The organism is Mucilaginibacter sp. BGA-UO-ETr-C110, assembly GCF_059567985.1.
Map to the genome: position 1 here is coordinate 4,426,963 of NZ_JCAQPB010000002.1, position 14,886 is coordinate 4,441,848.

Annotated in this window: 18 protein-coding genes; 8 read left to right on the forward strand and 10 right to left on the reverse strand. The window is 40.9% G+C overall.

Going from position 1 to position 14,886, the window contains the following annotated elements:
- Positions 1-102: 102 nt before the first annotated feature.
- The 3 genes from AC57BQ_RS19035 to AC57BQ_RS19045 form a co-directional block, all read right to left on the reverse strand.
- Positions 103-564: a helix-turn-helix domain-containing protein gene (locus AC57BQ_RS19035; RefSeq protein WP_496407772.1), complete on the reverse strand. Its 462-nt coding sequence runs from the start codon at positions 562-564 to the stop codon at positions 103-105.
- A gap of 263 nt (positions 565-827) precedes the next feature.
- Positions 828-2,261 carry a beta-helix domain-containing protein gene (locus AC57BQ_RS19040; RefSeq protein ID WP_496407773.1) on the reverse strand — a complete coding sequence of 478 codons (1,434 nt, stop codon included), beginning with the start codon at positions 2,259-2,261 and terminating at the stop codon, positions 828-830.
- A gap of 52 nt (positions 2,262-2,313) precedes the next feature.
- Entirely contained in the window at positions 2,314-5,085 is a 2,772-nt protein-coding gene (locus tag AC57BQ_RS19045; RefSeq protein ID WP_496407774.1) for a TonB-dependent receptor, read from the reverse strand.
- A 210-nt stretch (positions 5,086-5,295) separates the two neighbouring features.
- Here AC57BQ_RS19045 and AC57BQ_RS19050 point away from each other — a divergent pair, with 210 nt between their 5' ends.
- The 8 genes from AC57BQ_RS19050 to AC57BQ_RS19085 all read left to right on the forward strand — a co-directional run bounded on the left by AC57BQ_RS19050 (position 5,296) and on the right by AC57BQ_RS19085 (position 10,272).
- On the forward strand, positions 5,296-5,613 hold the full coding sequence (locus tag AC57BQ_RS19050) for an ArsR/SmtB family transcription factor (protein ID WP_496407775.1): 318 nt from the start codon (positions 5,296-5,298) through the stop codon (positions 5,611-5,613).
- A 45-nt stretch (positions 5,614-5,658) separates the two neighbouring features.
- Complete coding sequence (locus AC57BQ_RS19055; protein WP_496407776.1) at positions 5,659-5,988, forward strand: ArsR/SmtB family transcription factor; 330 nt, start codon at positions 5,659-5,661, stop codon at positions 5,986-5,988.
- Between the two features lie 86 nt (positions 5,989-6,074).
- The gene (locus tag AC57BQ_RS19060) at positions 6,075-6,764 is read left to right on the forward strand and encodes a helix-turn-helix domain-containing protein (protein WP_496407777.1); all 690 of its coding nucleotides are present in this window, start codon (positions 6,075-6,077) and stop codon (positions 6,762-6,764) included.
- A gap of 66 nt (positions 6,765-6,830) precedes the next feature.
- On the forward strand, positions 6,831-7,466 hold the full coding sequence (locus AC57BQ_RS19065; RefSeq protein WP_496407778.1) for a hypothetical protein: 636 nt from the start codon (positions 6,831-6,833) through the stop codon (positions 7,464-7,466).
- A gap of 34 nt (positions 7,467-7,500) precedes the next feature.
- On the forward strand, positions 7,501-8,592 hold the full coding sequence (arsB, locus tag AC57BQ_RS19070) for an ACR3 family arsenite efflux transporter (RefSeq protein WP_496407779.1): 1,092 nt from the start codon (positions 7,501-7,503) through the stop codon (positions 8,590-8,592).
- Positions 8,592-9,362 carry a metallophosphoesterase family protein gene (locus AC57BQ_RS19075; protein ID WP_496407780.1) on the forward strand — a complete coding sequence of 257 codons (771 nt, stop codon included), beginning with the start codon at positions 8,592-8,594 and terminating at the stop codon, positions 9,360-9,362. Before arsB ends, AC57BQ_RS19075 begins: the two co-directional genes overlap by 1 nt.
- Entirely contained in the window at positions 9,363-10,019 is a 657-nt protein-coding gene (locus tag AC57BQ_RS19080; RefSeq protein ID WP_496407781.1) for a metallophosphoesterase family protein, read from the forward strand.
- A gap of 40 nt (positions 10,020-10,059) precedes the next feature.
- Positions 10,060-10,272, forward strand: coding sequence for a hypothetical protein (locus tag AC57BQ_RS19085; RefSeq protein WP_496407782.1), 213 nt, complete (start codon positions 10,060-10,062; stop codon positions 10,270-10,272).
- A 37-nt stretch (positions 10,273-10,309) separates the two neighbouring features.
- Here AC57BQ_RS19085 and AC57BQ_RS19090 read toward each other — a convergent pair whose 3' ends face one another.
- From AC57BQ_RS19090 to AC57BQ_RS19120, 7 genes are all read right to left on the reverse strand, one after another.
- Positions 10,310-10,642 carry a hypothetical protein gene (locus AC57BQ_RS19090; RefSeq protein WP_496407783.1) on the reverse strand — a complete coding sequence of 111 codons (333 nt, stop codon included), beginning with the start codon at positions 10,640-10,642 and terminating at the stop codon, positions 10,310-10,312.
- A gap of 48 nt (positions 10,643-10,690) precedes the next feature.
- Positions 10,691-10,906, reverse strand: coding sequence for a GDCCVxC domain-containing (seleno)protein (locus tag AC57BQ_RS19095; protein ID WP_496407784.1), 216 nt, complete (start codon positions 10,904-10,906; stop codon positions 10,691-10,693).
- A 4-nt stretch (positions 10,907-10,910) separates the two neighbouring features.
- Positions 10,911-11,513: a mercuric transport protein MerTP gene (merTP, locus tag AC57BQ_RS19100; protein WP_496407785.1), complete on the reverse strand. Its 603-nt coding sequence runs from the start codon at positions 11,511-11,513 to the stop codon at positions 10,911-10,913.
- Positions 11,510-11,881, reverse strand: a complete 372-nt coding sequence (locus AC57BQ_RS19105) for an ArsR/SmtB family transcription factor (RefSeq protein WP_496407786.1) — start codon at positions 11,879-11,881, stop codon at positions 11,510-11,512. The genes merTP and AC57BQ_RS19105 overlap by 4 nt, the downstream gene beginning before the upstream one ends.
- Positions 11,882-12,413: 532 nt before the next feature.
- A complete protein-coding gene (locus AC57BQ_RS19110; RefSeq protein WP_496407787.1) occupies positions 12,414-13,085 on the reverse strand; it encodes a hypothetical protein in 672 nt (223 codons plus the stop codon).
- A gap of 49 nt (positions 13,086-13,134) precedes the next feature.
- Complete coding sequence (locus AC57BQ_RS19115) at positions 13,135-14,031, reverse strand: relaxase/mobilization nuclease domain-containing protein (protein ID WP_496407788.1); 897 nt, start codon at positions 14,029-14,031, stop codon at positions 13,135-13,137.
- A complete protein-coding gene (locus tag AC57BQ_RS19120; protein ID WP_496407789.1) occupies positions 14,028-14,441 on the reverse strand; it encodes a plasmid mobilization protein in 414 nt (137 codons plus the stop codon). Before AC57BQ_RS19120 ends, AC57BQ_RS19115 begins: the two co-directional genes overlap by 4 nt.
- Positions 14,442-14,886 lie beyond the last annotated feature (445 nt).

The window sequence follows — 14,886 nt, forward strand, 5'->3', positions numbered from 1 at the left end:
TGCATCAGAAGATGTGTTAACGAATTTCGAAACGCCGGGGATATAATTAAAATACTTTTCAATAATTATTACAAGTGTCAAATATGAAATGACACTTATATATCAACCCTTTATTTTTCGACTCTCCTTAATAAGTTCAGCAATACGGTAGTTGTAATATTCTTTTGTTACAGTTTGCAAATTCAAATAAAGCGCTTTGGACAAGCTTTCTAATTTATCAATATTTAATGATTTCTTGCCTCCTTCTATTCTGCTCAGCTGTGCCCGGTCAATATTGATCTTCTTTGCAAAGTCTTCCTGCGAAATGTTAAGCTCTTGCCGGTGTGCTTTAATAAAAGCGCCAAAGTTTTTGAAGTTAATCAGTAGCTCATCCTTTTTTAAATCCAGAACGGTTTCAGTTACTGATTTGGGGTGATCTATTTTTTGCAAACTTAACTGACTTATGCTTTGAAACATATTGATAAAACTATCCGATATTTGCTTTGATACATTTTGGTCAATGCTATAAGTAATTTGCCCCCTCACGCCATTCATCTTAAGAATTCCAACTGATTTTAACTCCATAATATGCTTATTGATATTATCTGTACTGAATACGCCGGTGTGTAGTGCCTGCTTACTGATGGAGTTGCCATTTTCAATGATCGTTCTGATAATGAAAACCCGAATGGGTAATGCCAGCGCTCTTGCAAATTGCGACAATTCAAGATCAATATGATTTAAAAGAAAATGTAAAGATGACATAGACGTTTCAGGTGGATATAATTAATTTCTATAAAAAAAGCTGCCTCAAAAATATTGAGGCAGCTTTAAAATATTAAATAAAATTACTTTGTTACTGCGCCCGGAGTTGTATAAGGCATTGTTTGAGGATCAAAATTAGCCCATCCTGCTGTCCAGTCTGTAGTGCCAAAAGCACCTTTGTAATCAACTTTTTCAAAGAATGTATCACTCAATTTAGCATCAGTGAATAAAGCACCAGCTGCCGCAATTGAGCCAGCCTTAACAGTAAAGTCTGGAGTTCCTGCATTAGCAAAATCAGATGAAAACTTAAACGGCGAATTAATAACAGCATCAGCGTATATGGCAGCATTAAAAACATTTTCAGCTCTTAATTTGGTTTCAAATAAGGTTTTATTTTCACCTTTTACTTCATTGTTCTTCGTTCCTAAAATGATGTTGTTTTTGAACACCAGACGACCTGCTGTATAGTTAGTTGAAGTTGAGGCAGCGGTAGTTACTTTAGAATCATCTATATAAACACCATCAACATAACCCGAGAATATAGAGTTAAAGCAGCTTAAAGCCGAATTACGACGGATCTGCGCGCCATGCTGATAGTTAGCATTTACGTTAGTTTCTCCGCTCTTAGTAATAGGGCCTAGTAGAGTCATATTTGAAAAAACAACCGAAGTCTGTGGTGTTTTATCAGAGCCATTAGCATCGTTATCCGATTCAAAGCTGTTTGATCCCGAAATATCGGCAATGGTTTTAAAGCGTTGGCTTATACCAAACTGAATTTTACCTGCAAAACCAAAATCTGTATCAAAATCATCATCTAAACTCCCCATAGCGATCAGGTGTTTACATTTAACTGTACCGCCAAACCACTCAAAAGCATCATCACCAGAGCGGTAAACTTGTACATATTCAATAGTTGTACCTGCGCCTACGCCACCAAAGGTAACACCATTGATCTCGTTATCAGGTGAAAAAGGGATACCTGCGTATTCAACACGTACATATTTCAATGTGCCTGAGTTATCATTAGCATCTGTACCACCATATTGGATGTATTTAGCAGCGTCGCCTTTAGCATCCAAACCACCTTCAATAGCTACATTATCGCCTTGGTTAACGGGAGCTTTTCCTAAAAGGATAATACCACCCCAATCGCCATTTGCCCTTGCACCTGATTCAAATGATGAAGTAAATACAATAGGTTTGGCAACAGTACCTACTGCCATGATTTTTGCGCCACGGGTAATGGTCAAAGTGCCTTTACTTGCTTTATCACCTTTTATGATCGTTCCTGGCTCAATTGTTAATGTAGCACCGTTAGTTACGTATACAAAACCTTTCAATAAATAAATTTTATCTGCTTTCCAGGTAGTTGCTGTAGAAATATCGCCGGTTACAGTAACAACGTTACTGGTTTTAGTAGTGTCATTAATGGGCGGGTCAATAGTTGCTGATTTTTTGCTACACGCAGCTGAAAAAAGAGCTACAATAAGCGCTAAAAATAATCCTTGCTTTTTCATAATTTTGGGTTCAATTAAATCTGTATTGTTAAATTTTTGGGGTGTAAGCTTATTAAAAATTGTAATTAAAGGTTAGCGCATAAACTGCCCCTGGTTTGTACTTTTTAAAGATATTACCGGTACCGCCTTTAGGGTTTTTGTCGAGTTCGTAGTAGAAAGTATAATTCTGATTAAACAGATCACTACCGTTTATTTTAATCTCTCCTTTGTTTTTGAGTACTTTGTAACCTAATTGAAAGTCAAGTACATTTCTTGGAGCTTCATAAACGCTGGGGAAGTTTTGCCCGCCGGCGTAAAAAATACGCTTACCTAAACGGTTATACAGGATATTAACAGACAATGTGTTGTTAAAGGCATTATGCTGAAAACCTGCATTAATAACATAGGGCGATTGCCCTACTAATGACCTGTTTGGTTCAAGCAGATTGGGATTAGCTGGATTTTGAATACGTGATTTGGTTACAGACACGTTAGCATAAAGAGAGCTGTTTTTAAAGAACCCTTGATCATTAATGAAATCAAGAGATTTACGGGCTTCCATTTCGAGGCCATAAACATAGGCTGATTTGGAATTGAAATAACTGATTGTAGTTGATGAGTTTACATCATCTATACTCGGCTCAATAGCGTTATAAAACTTTTTATAAAAAACAGAGAAAGAGAATATCTGACCTGCTGATGGATAAAATTCATACCTTAAATCGGCATTATCAATTGATGTTCTTTTTAAATCAGGGTTACCTACCTGGGTAGCTAACAGTTCATAATCATAATAGGAAAATGGTGCAAGTTCCCTGAATTCAGGACGTGCCAGGGTACGATAGTAAGACGCCCTTAAGTTTGCTTTGCTGGTTAAACTGTAAGTAAGGTTTACTGATGGCAGGAAATCGGTATTGTTTAATTCGGCCTGGGGTTGTTTTTGATCAGGGTCATTGGTGTTTAGTTTCAAATCAAATTTTTCAATCCTTAAACCATAAACCGCTCTGAACTTTTCGCTTATTTTATTATCGAACATTATGTAGCCGGCGTTGGTATAACTATGCGCCTTATAGTTATCATTCGGGGCTGAAATTTCATCAAGTTCAAAAGCACCTGAATTGACAGCATTTGGCCCAAAAAGGGTTTCTATTGGCCTTAGCCTGATATCACTTGTCCCGTCAAGAAGCGTAACACCCAGGAAACGGGCGGCAAAAGTACGCTCGCGATATTGTGAAGATATACCCGCTTTAAAATTGCTGGTTTGGTTAAACAGCTTAACAGGTAATTTAAAATCAACTTTGCCTGCATAAATATTCTCATGCAGATCTGAAAAAAAGCGGGCATTCTCTTTTCCCAAAGTAGTAATGCTTGCCACATACGGATCACCTGCATTCGGTTGTACATAGTTTATTTTTCTTTGATCTGGTTGGCTGTTTAAAATATTGCTATAGCCCAGGCTCCAGTCTAATTTTGCATTTGATGCTCCAAGTTTATGATCGCCGTCCAATGTGGTTTTAAATAAGGCTTTTTCCGTTAAATCAAATGCATAAAATCGGTTGTCGTGGCTTGAATTGGAAGTATTGACACCTGTGCGATAAGTAAAAATATCGTCGAAAGTACGATTGTAAAGATTTTTGAGTGTTATTTTGTTGTTGCCAAAACTGTATGCAAAATTTGCAAGTGCTCCAATATTTGTAGAGAATTTATATTGATCTTCTGTATAATCAAAATTATTATACTTCCTGATCAGGTCTGGCGTTGTTGTTTCCGCATTACGGTAGGTTAAGGCTATAGTAGTACCAAAGCGATTTTTGTTGGGGCCTATTTCCTGTACATTACCCAGGGTAAACTGGTAGCTTTGGCCTAAAAATGCGTTTTTATTATAGATATTAAAGTCGTTATTAAGCGAATTGATAGATTGTATATTTTGCTTAGTGGTTAATCTTGGGGGGCCAATTATTTGAGCTGTGGTTGGGAAATTCTTAACCAGTTCCCTGGCACCGCCGTCAAAGCCGAAATAATCACTTGTGTTGCGGTATCCGCTCTTAAAGTCTTTAAATGTGCTTTGTGTATTATAGCTATACCCCGCCCCCAAACTGATAAAATTTTGATCCGGAATGTCTTTTGTTAAAACCTGTATATTACCACCGGCAAAATCAGCAGGAAGGTCAGGTGTAGCTGTTTTACTGATAATGATATTTTCAATTAAGTTGGCTGGTACAATATCAAATGAAAAGGCCTTTCTGTTTGGCTCTGTACTTGGCAATGGGGTACCATCAAGCGAAGCACTATTGTACCGGTCACTAAGCCCCCTTACAACCACGAATTTATTATCCTGAACAGTAGCGCCGCTCACCCTTTTTAAAACATCACTGGTACTTCTGTCGGGGGATTTTTTGATCAGTTCTGATGATATACCATCAGATATAGATACACTGTTTTTTTGCACAGCATATAGGGATGCTACCGATGCCTGGCGGTAAGTAGCAGTAACAACAACTTCTTTAAGTGAGGTATTTGTAGCCTCCTGTAAAACAACATCAAGATTAGTAACAGCACCAGCCTTAACCTCTATATCAGAAACTGATTTGCTTTGGTACCCTATATATTTTATAACTATAGTATACTTACCGGGCTGAAGACCAGTTAAGACATAACGGCCGTCAACGTTGGTGGCAGCGCCTTTGGTTGTACCTTGAATGCCGACTGTGGCTCCAATTAATGTTTCGCTTGTTTTCTGATCAATAATTTTACCTGCAATTTTTCCACTATTCTGTGCAAAAAGCTTGGTATTAATTAGGAGGATCGGAAAAAGAAAAATGAGTAAGTAATTAGTTTTCAACATAATATTTAATGATGGGTCAAAATTACCCTAGCATCATTAATTTCGTGTTAACAGAACATTATCAAATCGAATATCTTAGATATTAGATTAAACTAAGGAAACATTATGTTAACTCAGGGTATTATGAAGAAATCATGAAGAAAATCCTGTTCAAATTCTATTTATGTTTAAGATCATGTTTTGATTTTATCTTTGCACGATTCATTCAACATGGCTAATCATAAAAAAGGCGAGTTTACCTCGGTTGACCAACATATCTCATTAATAGCGAAAGCCATGTCCCATCCTGCAAGGATAGCTATACTGCGTATTTTGGCGGAGCGCCCTAAATTCACCTGTGGTGAAATTGTGGAGGTATTACCTCTGGCACAACCTACTGTATCGCATCACTTGAAAGAATTATTGGAGTCGGACCTCATTATCGCATCCATTGACGGTAAAAAGTCTTTATATGAAGTAAATTGGAAAACCTGGAATGAGTATACCGGGCAATTTGAGCACCTCATGGAAGCGATGCATAAAAAATAATTTCATTTATTAGCATCATTCAAATATTAATCGTAATATTGCAATATGGGATTAACTAAAACAGCAAACTTTACAGATGCGCAAAATGACATGGCGCAAATGATGAAAGCTTTGGCACACCCTGCGCGTATTGGAATCATTGAACATTTAATAAAAGCCAATGAATGTATATGCAATGATCTGGTAGAGATACTGGGCTTGGCGCAGCCAACCATATCACAGCATTTGAGAGAATTAAAAGATGCCGGAATAATCAAAGGTAAAATTGAAGGAACAAGCGTATGTTACTGTATTGACAGCAAAACCTGGTCAAAATATCGGGATACATTCGCAGCGTTTTTTGTAACTGTTAATTGTATTGATGAGTGTTGTTAACTTTTTTTTAACACTATTTCATCGTAATATTGCTTTAAAGCAATAAATAATTATTACTATTGTCAGATAAACCATCAGTCCTTATTATGTTATCTCCAAAATCAAAATTCAGTGAAAGTGACAACGAATTAGCAGAATTTGCTAAAGCGCTGGCATTGCCGGTTAGGGTTGCCATTTTTCGTTTAATTGTTGAAAAGGGAAATGTGATCAGTAAAGAGGAGTTATTTGATATCCCGTTTACCCAGGATGCGATTAAAAAGCATGTTGCGGAATTAAAGGCTTTAGGCATCTTAAAAGCACAGGGGACAAAATATCATTTGACCTATACTATAAATCAGGAACTTATTGGCCAGATGTCAAATAAATTTTCGCTGCTTTTTGCCAGTATTAATAGTTTTCGCCCCAATCCTGCTGATGGCGCAGTCACTACCGAAAATCCATCAAAGACTGCGCAAAAGCAAACCGACGAAAAGCCTGTAGTATTTGCAAGCTTTGGTGCTTTCATAAAAGAACATCGTCAGGAGCTCAACATCTCACAGGAAGAATTTGCAAAAAAACTGGATATAGAAAGGGCCAATTTGAGCCGGATTGAATCCGGCAAAAAGGCATTTAATGCGAGTAAATTAAAAGAACTCTCTAAAGCATTGTATATAGATCTCCCTACCCTAAAAAAAGAATACTACAGTTACAAGATAGCACAACTCGCTGATGAAAGCGGCTTAAATGCTACCATATTAGACAGCGCTAAAGAGAAAATCAATCAGACAAATACTTAACATCTATCCGAACTTCATCATCTACTATAAACAACCTAATTGATATAAACCAATAATTTAAAGATCATGAAACCCTTAGTTAATGTATTTTTAGCAAGCCTACTGGTAGTAGGCTCCGCTTTCGCCCCGGTGGCAGATGCTATTTATCCTGAACTGGTGCAATCTTTTAAACAAATCAAAAAGAGCAACCCTGTTTCTTATGAACGTCAGGATGTATTGACCGGCATCCAGCAGATGGGCATTGTAGCAAAAGGTCAGAAGAAGCCGGTTTTGATCGAACTGATCAGTAATGACGGATTCAGCGCTCCTTTTGCGAAGGCCGTTTTGAAAGCAGCCTTAGCGAACAATGGGATTAACGATGTCAAAGTATTTGCCGTAGGCGCTGCCCCGTCCGAGAAAGTGGCACCGGCTTTGACCAAACTTGGATTCAAGATAGGTACAGACGGCGGTCTGAATGCCAAATACAATGACCAGGGTGGCTCGGTTACCTTTGAAAGTTCAGCCTCTAATCCTCAGGCGGTTCATGTACTGCTGAATGAGGATGCGTCGTCCTTGCTAAGCAGTCCGGACAAATTCGCGATCAAACTTAAATACCCAGCTCTTACAAGTGCTACAGATGAGCAATTGCAGCAACAGGAAAAACTGATCGCTGCCGAAATGATCTTTGTGGCTAATAAGATAAAAGATAACTGGAACTATTAACATTCAATTCATATTCATACACGAACTTTAGATTATGTCAGCAAACAACTGCGCCCCGGTGGCCGAACGAAAAAAACTAAGTTTTCTTGACCGGTACTTAACCTTATGGATATTTTTAGCAATGGCTATAGGTGTAGGTATAGGTTACTTTATTCCCTCGTCATCGGGGTTCATCAATTCTTTTTCCAGTGGCACAACCAATATTCCATTGGCCATTGGTTTGATCTTAATGATGTACCCGCCTTTAGCCAAAGTGAAATATGAGAATATGGGTGAGGTATTCAAGGACACTAAAGTACTGAGTGCATCCCTGATCTTAAACTGGATAGTTGGCCCCATATTAATGTTCGTGTTAGCGATAACATTGCTGCGTGATCATCCGGCCTACATGGTGGGTTTGATCCTCATCGGTCTGGCCCGCTGCATCGCGATGGTAGTGGTATGGAATGAACTGGCCGAAGGTAACCGGGAATATGCAGCCGGGTTAATCGCCTTAAACAGTATCTTCCAGGTATTGCTGTACAGCGTTTATGCTTATGTATTTATTACCGTGTTACCTCCATTATTCGGATTGAAAGGTTTAGCAGTTAATATTACCATTGGGGAGATCGCCAAGAGCGTAGGTATTTACTTAGGTATTCCGTTTGCTGCTGGTGTAATCAGCCGTTATGCGCTGATAAAAATCAAAGGGGAAGAATGGTTCCAAACGAAATACGTACCGTTCATATCGCCCATCACGTTAATTGCTTTACTGTTCACCATTGTAGTGATGTTCAGCTTAAAGGGAAATCTGATCGTTCAGATTCCATTCGATGTACTGCGTATCGCTATACCATTGGTGATCTACTTTACCATCATGTTCGTGCTGAGCTTTTTTATCGGCAAATCTTTTGGAGCGGATTATTCCAAAAGCACATCTATCGCTTTTACAGCTACAGGCAATAATTTTGAATTAGCTATTGCTGTTGCAATCGGTGTATTCGGTATCAATTCCGGTGAAGCTTTTGCAGGTGTGATTGGCCCCTTAGTAGAAGTACCTGCACTGATCGCTTTAGTAAACCTCGCTTTCTATTTCAGAAAGAAATATTATACTTCTAAAACTAAAACATTAACTACTATACAATAATGAAGATTGCGCTTTTTTCTGATATACACGCTAACTTACCGGCACTGGAGGCTTTCTTCGCCGATGTAGAAACTCAAAAGCCTGATGCCATTTATTGCCTGGGTGACCTTGTAGGTTATAATATCTGGCCCAATGAAGTCATTGACGAAATTCGCAAACGGGGTATCCCTTGTATCACCGGAAACTATGATTTTGGTATAGGTCGCCATAGTGATGACTGCGGTTGCGCCTACAAAACAGATGAAGAAAAAGCATTAGGCAAAATTTCCATTGCATATACCAATGAAGTGGTTAAAGAGGAGCAAAGGGATTATTTACGTACCCTGCCTGCGCATATTCGTTTGGAGTTTCAATTGAATAATGATAAACTGAATGTGCTTTTTGTTCACGGCAGCCCCCGTAAAGTAAATGAATACCTGTTTGAAGACAGGGACGAAAAAAGTATGCTGCGTATTATGGAAGGGGCCGACGCGGATGTCATGTGTTTCGGCCATACGCATCAACCTTATCACCGCATCCTGCCTACGGAGATCACGGAAGATACCCATTACCGCCATGCCATCAATATCGGCTCGGTTGGTAAACCAAAAGATAAAGACCCGCGAGGCGGCTATGTGTTATTGCATATTAATGAAAACAGTTCTGTAAAAGATAAAGACAGCGTAAAGGTGGAATTTATCCGCTTTGACTATGACATCGAAAAAGCGGCCAAAGCGGTTGAAGGCAGTCCATTGCCGAATGAATATGCGGATATGTTAAGGAACGGATAAATGAGGATAGCACTATTTTCTGATATACACGCCAATCTTCCGGCATTTGAAGCTTTTTTAACTGACCTGGACAGCCGCAAACCTGATGCGGTTTATTGCCTGGGCGACCTGATCGGGTATAACATCTGGCCGAACGAAGTCATTGCGGAAATCCGCAGGCGGGGCATTGCTATGTTAGCGGGCAACCATGACCTGAAGACAAAAGGCTATGCTTATGAACTGGTATCTGCCGAAAACAGGCAATATCTGACTACGCTACCCTCGCATATTAAGCTGGAATTTCAATTGAATAATGATCATTTGAATATCGTACTGGCGCATGGCAGTACCCGCGGTATCAATGAATATGTTTTGGAAGACACTGACGAAGCTTATGTACTGGATATGATGAACGAAGCCAAAGCGGATATTTTATGTGTGGGCCATTCCCATTTACCGTATCACCGCATTATAGGTAACAAGCATGTGGTAAATATCGGCTCTGTCGGCAAGCCAAAGGATGGCAACGCCATGGGCTGCTATGCACTGCTGACCATCACAGATACGGTTCAGGTCGATTTTATCCGTTTTGCTTATGACATAGAAAAAGCAGCATCGGCTATTTCCCAAAGCCCATTGCCGGATGAACTGGCCGACCGGTTAAGAAAGGCTTATTAAAAACAAAGCCCCGAACGATCCGTCCGGGGCTTCTTTATGCATGCTTAATGCTTATTTACAGCAATCTGCTTTGGTGCAGGTTGTCTTGGCACATTTCTGTCCTTTGGGGCAGCTGGTGCAGGTCGCCTGTTTAGCTTTTGCTTTTTTAACAGGAACATTCCCATTAGCCATTACAGATGTTGCTGCGAAAGCGATTACCAGCATGCTTAACATTACTTTTTTCATTTTGAATATCTTTTATATTGTTAAATAATTTATTTGAACGTGAAGGTTCAGGTCTGCGGAATTATTTAACAGGCTTGCGGCGGCTTCCAGTTGTCAGCGTGATAAGCGGCAATATCGCCATCAGTATGTGGAGCAACTGGTTTCGGTAACTCGAAAGCAAGAACAGGTTTTAATGCGGCCGATCGCGGTACGATAAAGCCGCAAATATTACAGGAGAACATCATGGCGCAGCTTTGTTTGCCGCAATCGTCTTGCGTTTTTTTGGGATGGTGGCAGGCTGGTTTCCCGGCCATTTTTGCACAGCAGCTTTCTTTAGCAGGCGCAGCCGTGTTCGTCATCCCCGAAAACGAAGACAGGAACAAAATGCAAAGCGCCAAAAACAGTGACAAAAATTTCATCTTTTCAAATAACGTAATTTATTTTAAAATATGCGGCCATAATCTAAATTAACCGCAGCAGGATGTCCCCTGCTGAATAGGCGGGCATTTCGCTGAACCGTAGCTGCAAAACACACAGCAATCACCCGTCAGCGGTTTTAATCGGGTTTTACAGTTTTCACACTCATAGAAAAACTGGCAGGCATCGGTTGGCATTTCTTCTTCTTTTTGAAAGCCGCATTGAGGACAGGTAATTATAGAATTAAGCAGGATCGTTGTTGCCATGAGATTAGTTATTTTTGATCAAAGTAGATTGATATCCTATTTCTTTTATTTTTAGATTGATGCTGTCGGTGTTCGTTTTTGTTGGATCGTACCGGACAATCGTTACCGCCTTTTCATAAGAAGTATTGGATGTCGATACACCGCTAAGTCCCATCAACGCCCCGTCAATATGTTTGGTACAATCCGCACAGCCCATGCCTTTAATATTCAATTTAACGAATTTGAATTTACCCTGGGGAGAAATGGTTGCTATTGGTTGAGTCGTTTTGTAAAAAAAGGAAGAGTAATAGGGAAAGGTAATTACCACTCCTGAAAACAGGGTTAGGACGAGCAGAAACTTTTTCGACTTCCAGAATGATCGCTTTACAGGCTCACAACAATCCTCTTGCCCACGGGGAACCACAACCAATTGCTGATACCAGGCCACAGCAAAAATCAGTATGGTCAAACCAATAATATATGGCCGGAAAGGTTCTATCCAGTTAAAATAAGTGGCAGCGCCGCTTATTCCCCCAAATATGGCGAGCAAGGGTGTAATGCAGCAAAGAGATGCTGCTAATGCGGCAAAGAGGCCGCCAATCCAGCTGTTTTGAATGTTGGTGCTCATGCGTTGGTTGATAAAGGCTGATTGATTAAATTAAACAAGGGTTGTAGCAAAGGTAAATGTGGCGCACAAATCGAATAAAATATCGTTTGACCGGATTTACGAAACTGTATCAATCCGCCGTCTTTTAATTTACGCAGGTGTTGAGACACTGCGGGAATAGTCATTTCCAGAATATCACTCAGGTCACAAGGACACAATTCTTTTTCCTGGTGCAAAAGAAAAAATATCTTCAACCTGACCTCATTACCCGCTAAAGCTAAAGTCGCTGACAGCGCGGAAAATCCTTGTTGGTTTCCTTTAATGGTTTCTTTGCAATTCTTAATTTGTCCAGAATCAGCAAAAATTCGTTTACAGGTATTCATCTCCATAATAAGCAGCAAATATACCATTATTTAAGCAGTTGCTTAAATAATGGTACCAAATATTATATTTACATTTTCATGCCGTCCATGCTATTATTGCCATTTTAAAAATAGTTTCGCTGTTTAATAAATAAGCGCCATTCGTTACCACAATATCGCCAGGATTTAAGCCGGAATGGAAAGATACATAATTCGGGTTACCCATACCCGATTTAATCATTTTGGCTGAAAAGCTACCGTCTCCACTTTTTATCAAACCAAATCTCCATTGCCGTCAGTTAAAACAGCAGAGGGAGGTACGGCACAAAGTTTTTAAGTTTTTGGCTGCTTTCCGTTTTGCACCTTTTCGATGCCATAAAGAACGTTCGTTTGGATAAAGATTAGCGTAAGTTTTTCATTCGCAAGGCCGTTGGTTGGTGGTTTTTATGGCAGGGGTTGGTCAGGTTGGTGGATCATCTGTTGCAGCAAAGATAGCCTCCGAGCCATTGCAGAAAAGGCTCGTTTTATATATTAAACCATTTAACAAATCTTATGCCCTTCAGGGTTTCCGTCGCAAAGCTTTCAAACTGTCCGCCTCCCTTTCCAATTGCTTGATTCTCAATTCTGTTGTCAGTATTTCCAGGTAATGTTCTATGCTGTCAGTCCGGTAGCTATTAATCTCTGATATATTCAGGCTGTCCAGTTGGTTTTGTAATTTCTTCCTTTTTATAGTATCTGCAATCAAATAGTTCCAGTACCAGGCTGTACGATAGCGGCTGTTTTGACTGTCCTTATACCAATTGCGGAAGCCGAACCAACTGACAAAACCAACGACGATAGCTAAAGCAGTTAAATACATACTGCGCTTAGCCATAGTCTTTATAAAGCCCTTTCCGGCGTCCTCCGGCAATACCAAAATTCTGTTCTTGGAAAATAACTCATGCAATACTTGTGTGACGGCTGTTCTCGTTGCGGTTATACCATCACTGGCAATTTTAGAAAGAGGCAAAGTACTTGGTGCTGGTACCTCAATCTTTTGGTACTTCTGCTCAAAGCTGCCGATCAGCTTCTTTGTCTCCTTTTCCTTTTCAATAATGATTTGCTCCTTTTGATCGAGCCGCTGCTGTTGGTCTTTTATAAAATTTTTGATCTCCTTTAAATCAGTTGCGTGTTCGTTCAATACGGATGTTAAGGTGATCTCATCAATTGGGGTTTCTTCGTTTGGTTTCATGATGCCGTCATTAAATTTAATAAATCTGTTCACTGTAAATAGGTGTCGCTCATCGTCCTATGCTTGGAGTGTGCTGATGCACTTGTTGTTGCTGTTGTTCCTTTTCCTGTTGTTGCTGTTTCTTTAAATCCTCTTGCTGCTGTCTCAGTAACAGCGCCTGCCTGTTTTGTTCCTGTTGCTGCCGTAAAACCTGTTCCTGTTTTAGCTTCTTCTCAATATCCATCAGGGAGTAGCCAATCTGGCTGCCTTTGAAGCGTACATGCTGTGCATCCGTAAAAGCGATGCCCCGGCCTAATTCTACTTCGTAGCTCCGCTGCTCCATGTACTTTTTGACCTGCTGCACATCTTTACTTTGCTTAATCGCTGTTTGCAGATGCTTCTTCAGGGTTTCCTTACGGTTGTCAACACGCTGGCTTTGTACAACCCTTTGCTCCGGCTTCAAAAACTTATTCGGGCTTAATACTTGCTCTAATTTGTATTCCAGTTCCATCTTCCGGGCGAACTCGGCCACATGCTTATAGCTATTGCTGTCACTGGCGGTCTTGCCGTCAAACCCAATGCGGTTGGCGACAATATGCAAATGTTCATGATCGGTATCTTTGTGCGCTACAACTACATACTGGTGGTCTTTGAAATCAAATTTATCGGCCAGCTTTTCTACCATGTCGATCTTATCTTGCAAGCCTAACTTCCCGGCATCGCTATGGGCGAAGCTTAGCGAAAAGTGAAACACCGGTTTGGATTGATCAGGGTTTAGCTTGGCCACTTCGATCATTTCCCGCACTAGTTCCAGGCGGGTACCGAAGCACTGATTATAAGCAATCACCTCGACCTGCTTCTTTTCCAATTCCTGCATTTGCAGCTCTTTGCTTTCCTGCCGCCTGCCCTCAAAAAGGTAATGCAGCACACCACGGAAGCTTTTGCCTGTACCTACTTTACCGATCATGATACATAGGCATTTATGTTCTTTACCAATGCCCGCAGGCCCCGTACATCCTGGTCGAGCAAAGCCCTTTCCATCGCATTCAGGTCATCGCCCCGGTTGCGCCGCTTTGCGATCTGGTTGAGGTTGGCGGCGATGTGATTGAGTGTACCCCGTAATTCCAAAACTGGTTTGGGGAGGGCCTTGACCCTGACTTCTACCCGCGTGTTCAATCCCAGGTTACGCAGGAAAACAGATGCGTTCATGCCTACGCGCTTCGCGTTGGCCTCAATGATCTTTTTCTCGATGAGCGTACACATTACGCTCACACTGCTGCGCCGCTTATGCGGCACTTTAGGCCGCCCGCCTTTATTAACCCGGTCCGCCGGGGCCACGTCTTTTGTACTTGTTATCTTTTTAACCACACTTTCCATAAGCTTCAATTCTTTAAAAAATCCCCCCCCGAATGCGATAGCATGAGCGGGGGCCAGCAAGTTTCGGCACGGCCGAAACATAGCTGGCTCCGCTTACAGGCCAAGGGCCTGTTCCGCTATCTGTATATATGGCTATAGTCATATATACAGAGTCTGTTAAAGCAGCACCTTTGGTGCTGCTCCGCCAAAAGCGCTTTGCGCTATAGCGATTATCGGGCTTTTTAAACGGTGGCACCAAAGGTGCCGCCCGTTGTATCCGGCGGCTTGCCGCCGATGCTGTTATACACCCGTCTGCGGGTGTCGGGTTTCAGCATACCGCTTCGCGGTATCGCTGATTTGCCCGGTGTTCTTTTGACAATGGCACCGTTGGTGCCTCGTCGGTACGCCGCCCCATCAGGGCGGGTGTATCGGTCTGCGTTCTAAAAGACGTTGGCTTTTTGACCGA

Coding starts and splice junctions, on each gene's coding strand:
- AC57BQ_RS19080 (WP_496407781.1), top strand. CDS start 9,363: ATGAGGATAGCACTATTTTCTGATATACACGCCAATCTTCCGGCATTT.
- AC57BQ_RS19115 (WP_496407788.1), bottom strand. CDS start 14,031: ATGATCGGTAAAGTAGGTACAGGCAAAAGCTTCCGTGGTGTGCTGCAT.
- arsB (WP_496407779.1), top strand. CDS start 7,501: ATGTCAGCAAACAACTGCGCCCCGGTGGCCGAACGAAAAAAACTAAGT.
- AC57BQ_RS19090 (WP_496407783.1), bottom strand. CDS start 10,642: ATGAAATTTTTGTCACTGTTTTTGGCGCTTTGCATTTTGTTCCTGTCT.
- AC57BQ_RS19075 (WP_496407780.1), top strand. CDS start 8,592: ATGAAGATTGCGCTTTTTTCTGATATACACGCTAACTTACCGGCACTG.
- AC57BQ_RS19065 (WP_496407778.1), top strand. CDS start 6,831: ATGAAACCCTTAGTTAATGTATTTTTAGCAAGCCTACTGGTAGTAGGC.
- AC57BQ_RS19085 (WP_496407782.1), top strand. CDS start 10,060: ATGCTTAATGCTTATTTACAGCAATCTGCTTTGGTGCAGGTTGTCTTG.
- AC57BQ_RS19095 (WP_496407784.1), bottom strand. CDS start 10,906: ATGGCAACAACGATCCTGCTTAATTCTATAATTACCTGTCCTCAATGC.
- merTP (WP_496407785.1), bottom strand. CDS start 11,513: ATGAGCACCAACATTCAAAACAGCTGGATTGGCGGCCTCTTTGCCGCA.
- AC57BQ_RS19105 (WP_496407786.1), bottom strand. CDS start 11,881: ATGGAGATGAATACCTGTAAACGAATTTTTGCTGATTCTGGACAAATT.
- AC57BQ_RS19035 (WP_496407772.1), bottom strand. CDS start 564: ATGGAGTTAAAATCAGTTGGAATTCTTAAGATGAATGGCGTGAGGGGG.
- AC57BQ_RS19110 (WP_496407787.1), bottom strand. CDS start 13,085: ATGAAACCAAACGAAGAAACCCCAATTGATGAGATCACCTTAACATCC.
- AC57BQ_RS19120 (WP_496407789.1), bottom strand. CDS start 14,441: ATGGAAAGTGTGGTTAAAAAGATAACAAGTACAAAAGACGTGGCCCCG.
- AC57BQ_RS19060 (WP_496407777.1), top strand. CDS start 6,075: ATGTTATCTCCAAAATCAAAATTCAGTGAAAGTGACAACGAATTAGCA.
- AC57BQ_RS19050 (WP_496407775.1), top strand. CDS start 5,296: ATGGCTAATCATAAAAAAGGCGAGTTTACCTCGGTTGACCAACATATC.
- AC57BQ_RS19045 (WP_496407774.1), bottom strand. CDS start 5,085: ATGTTGAAAACTAATTACTTACTCATTTTTCTTTTTCCGATCCTCCTA.
- AC57BQ_RS19055 (WP_496407776.1), top strand. CDS start 5,659: ATGGGATTAACTAAAACAGCAAACTTTACAGATGCGCAAAATGACATG.
- AC57BQ_RS19040 (WP_496407773.1), bottom strand. CDS start 2,261: ATGAAAAAGCAAGGATTATTTTTAGCGCTTATTGTAGCTCTTTTTTCA.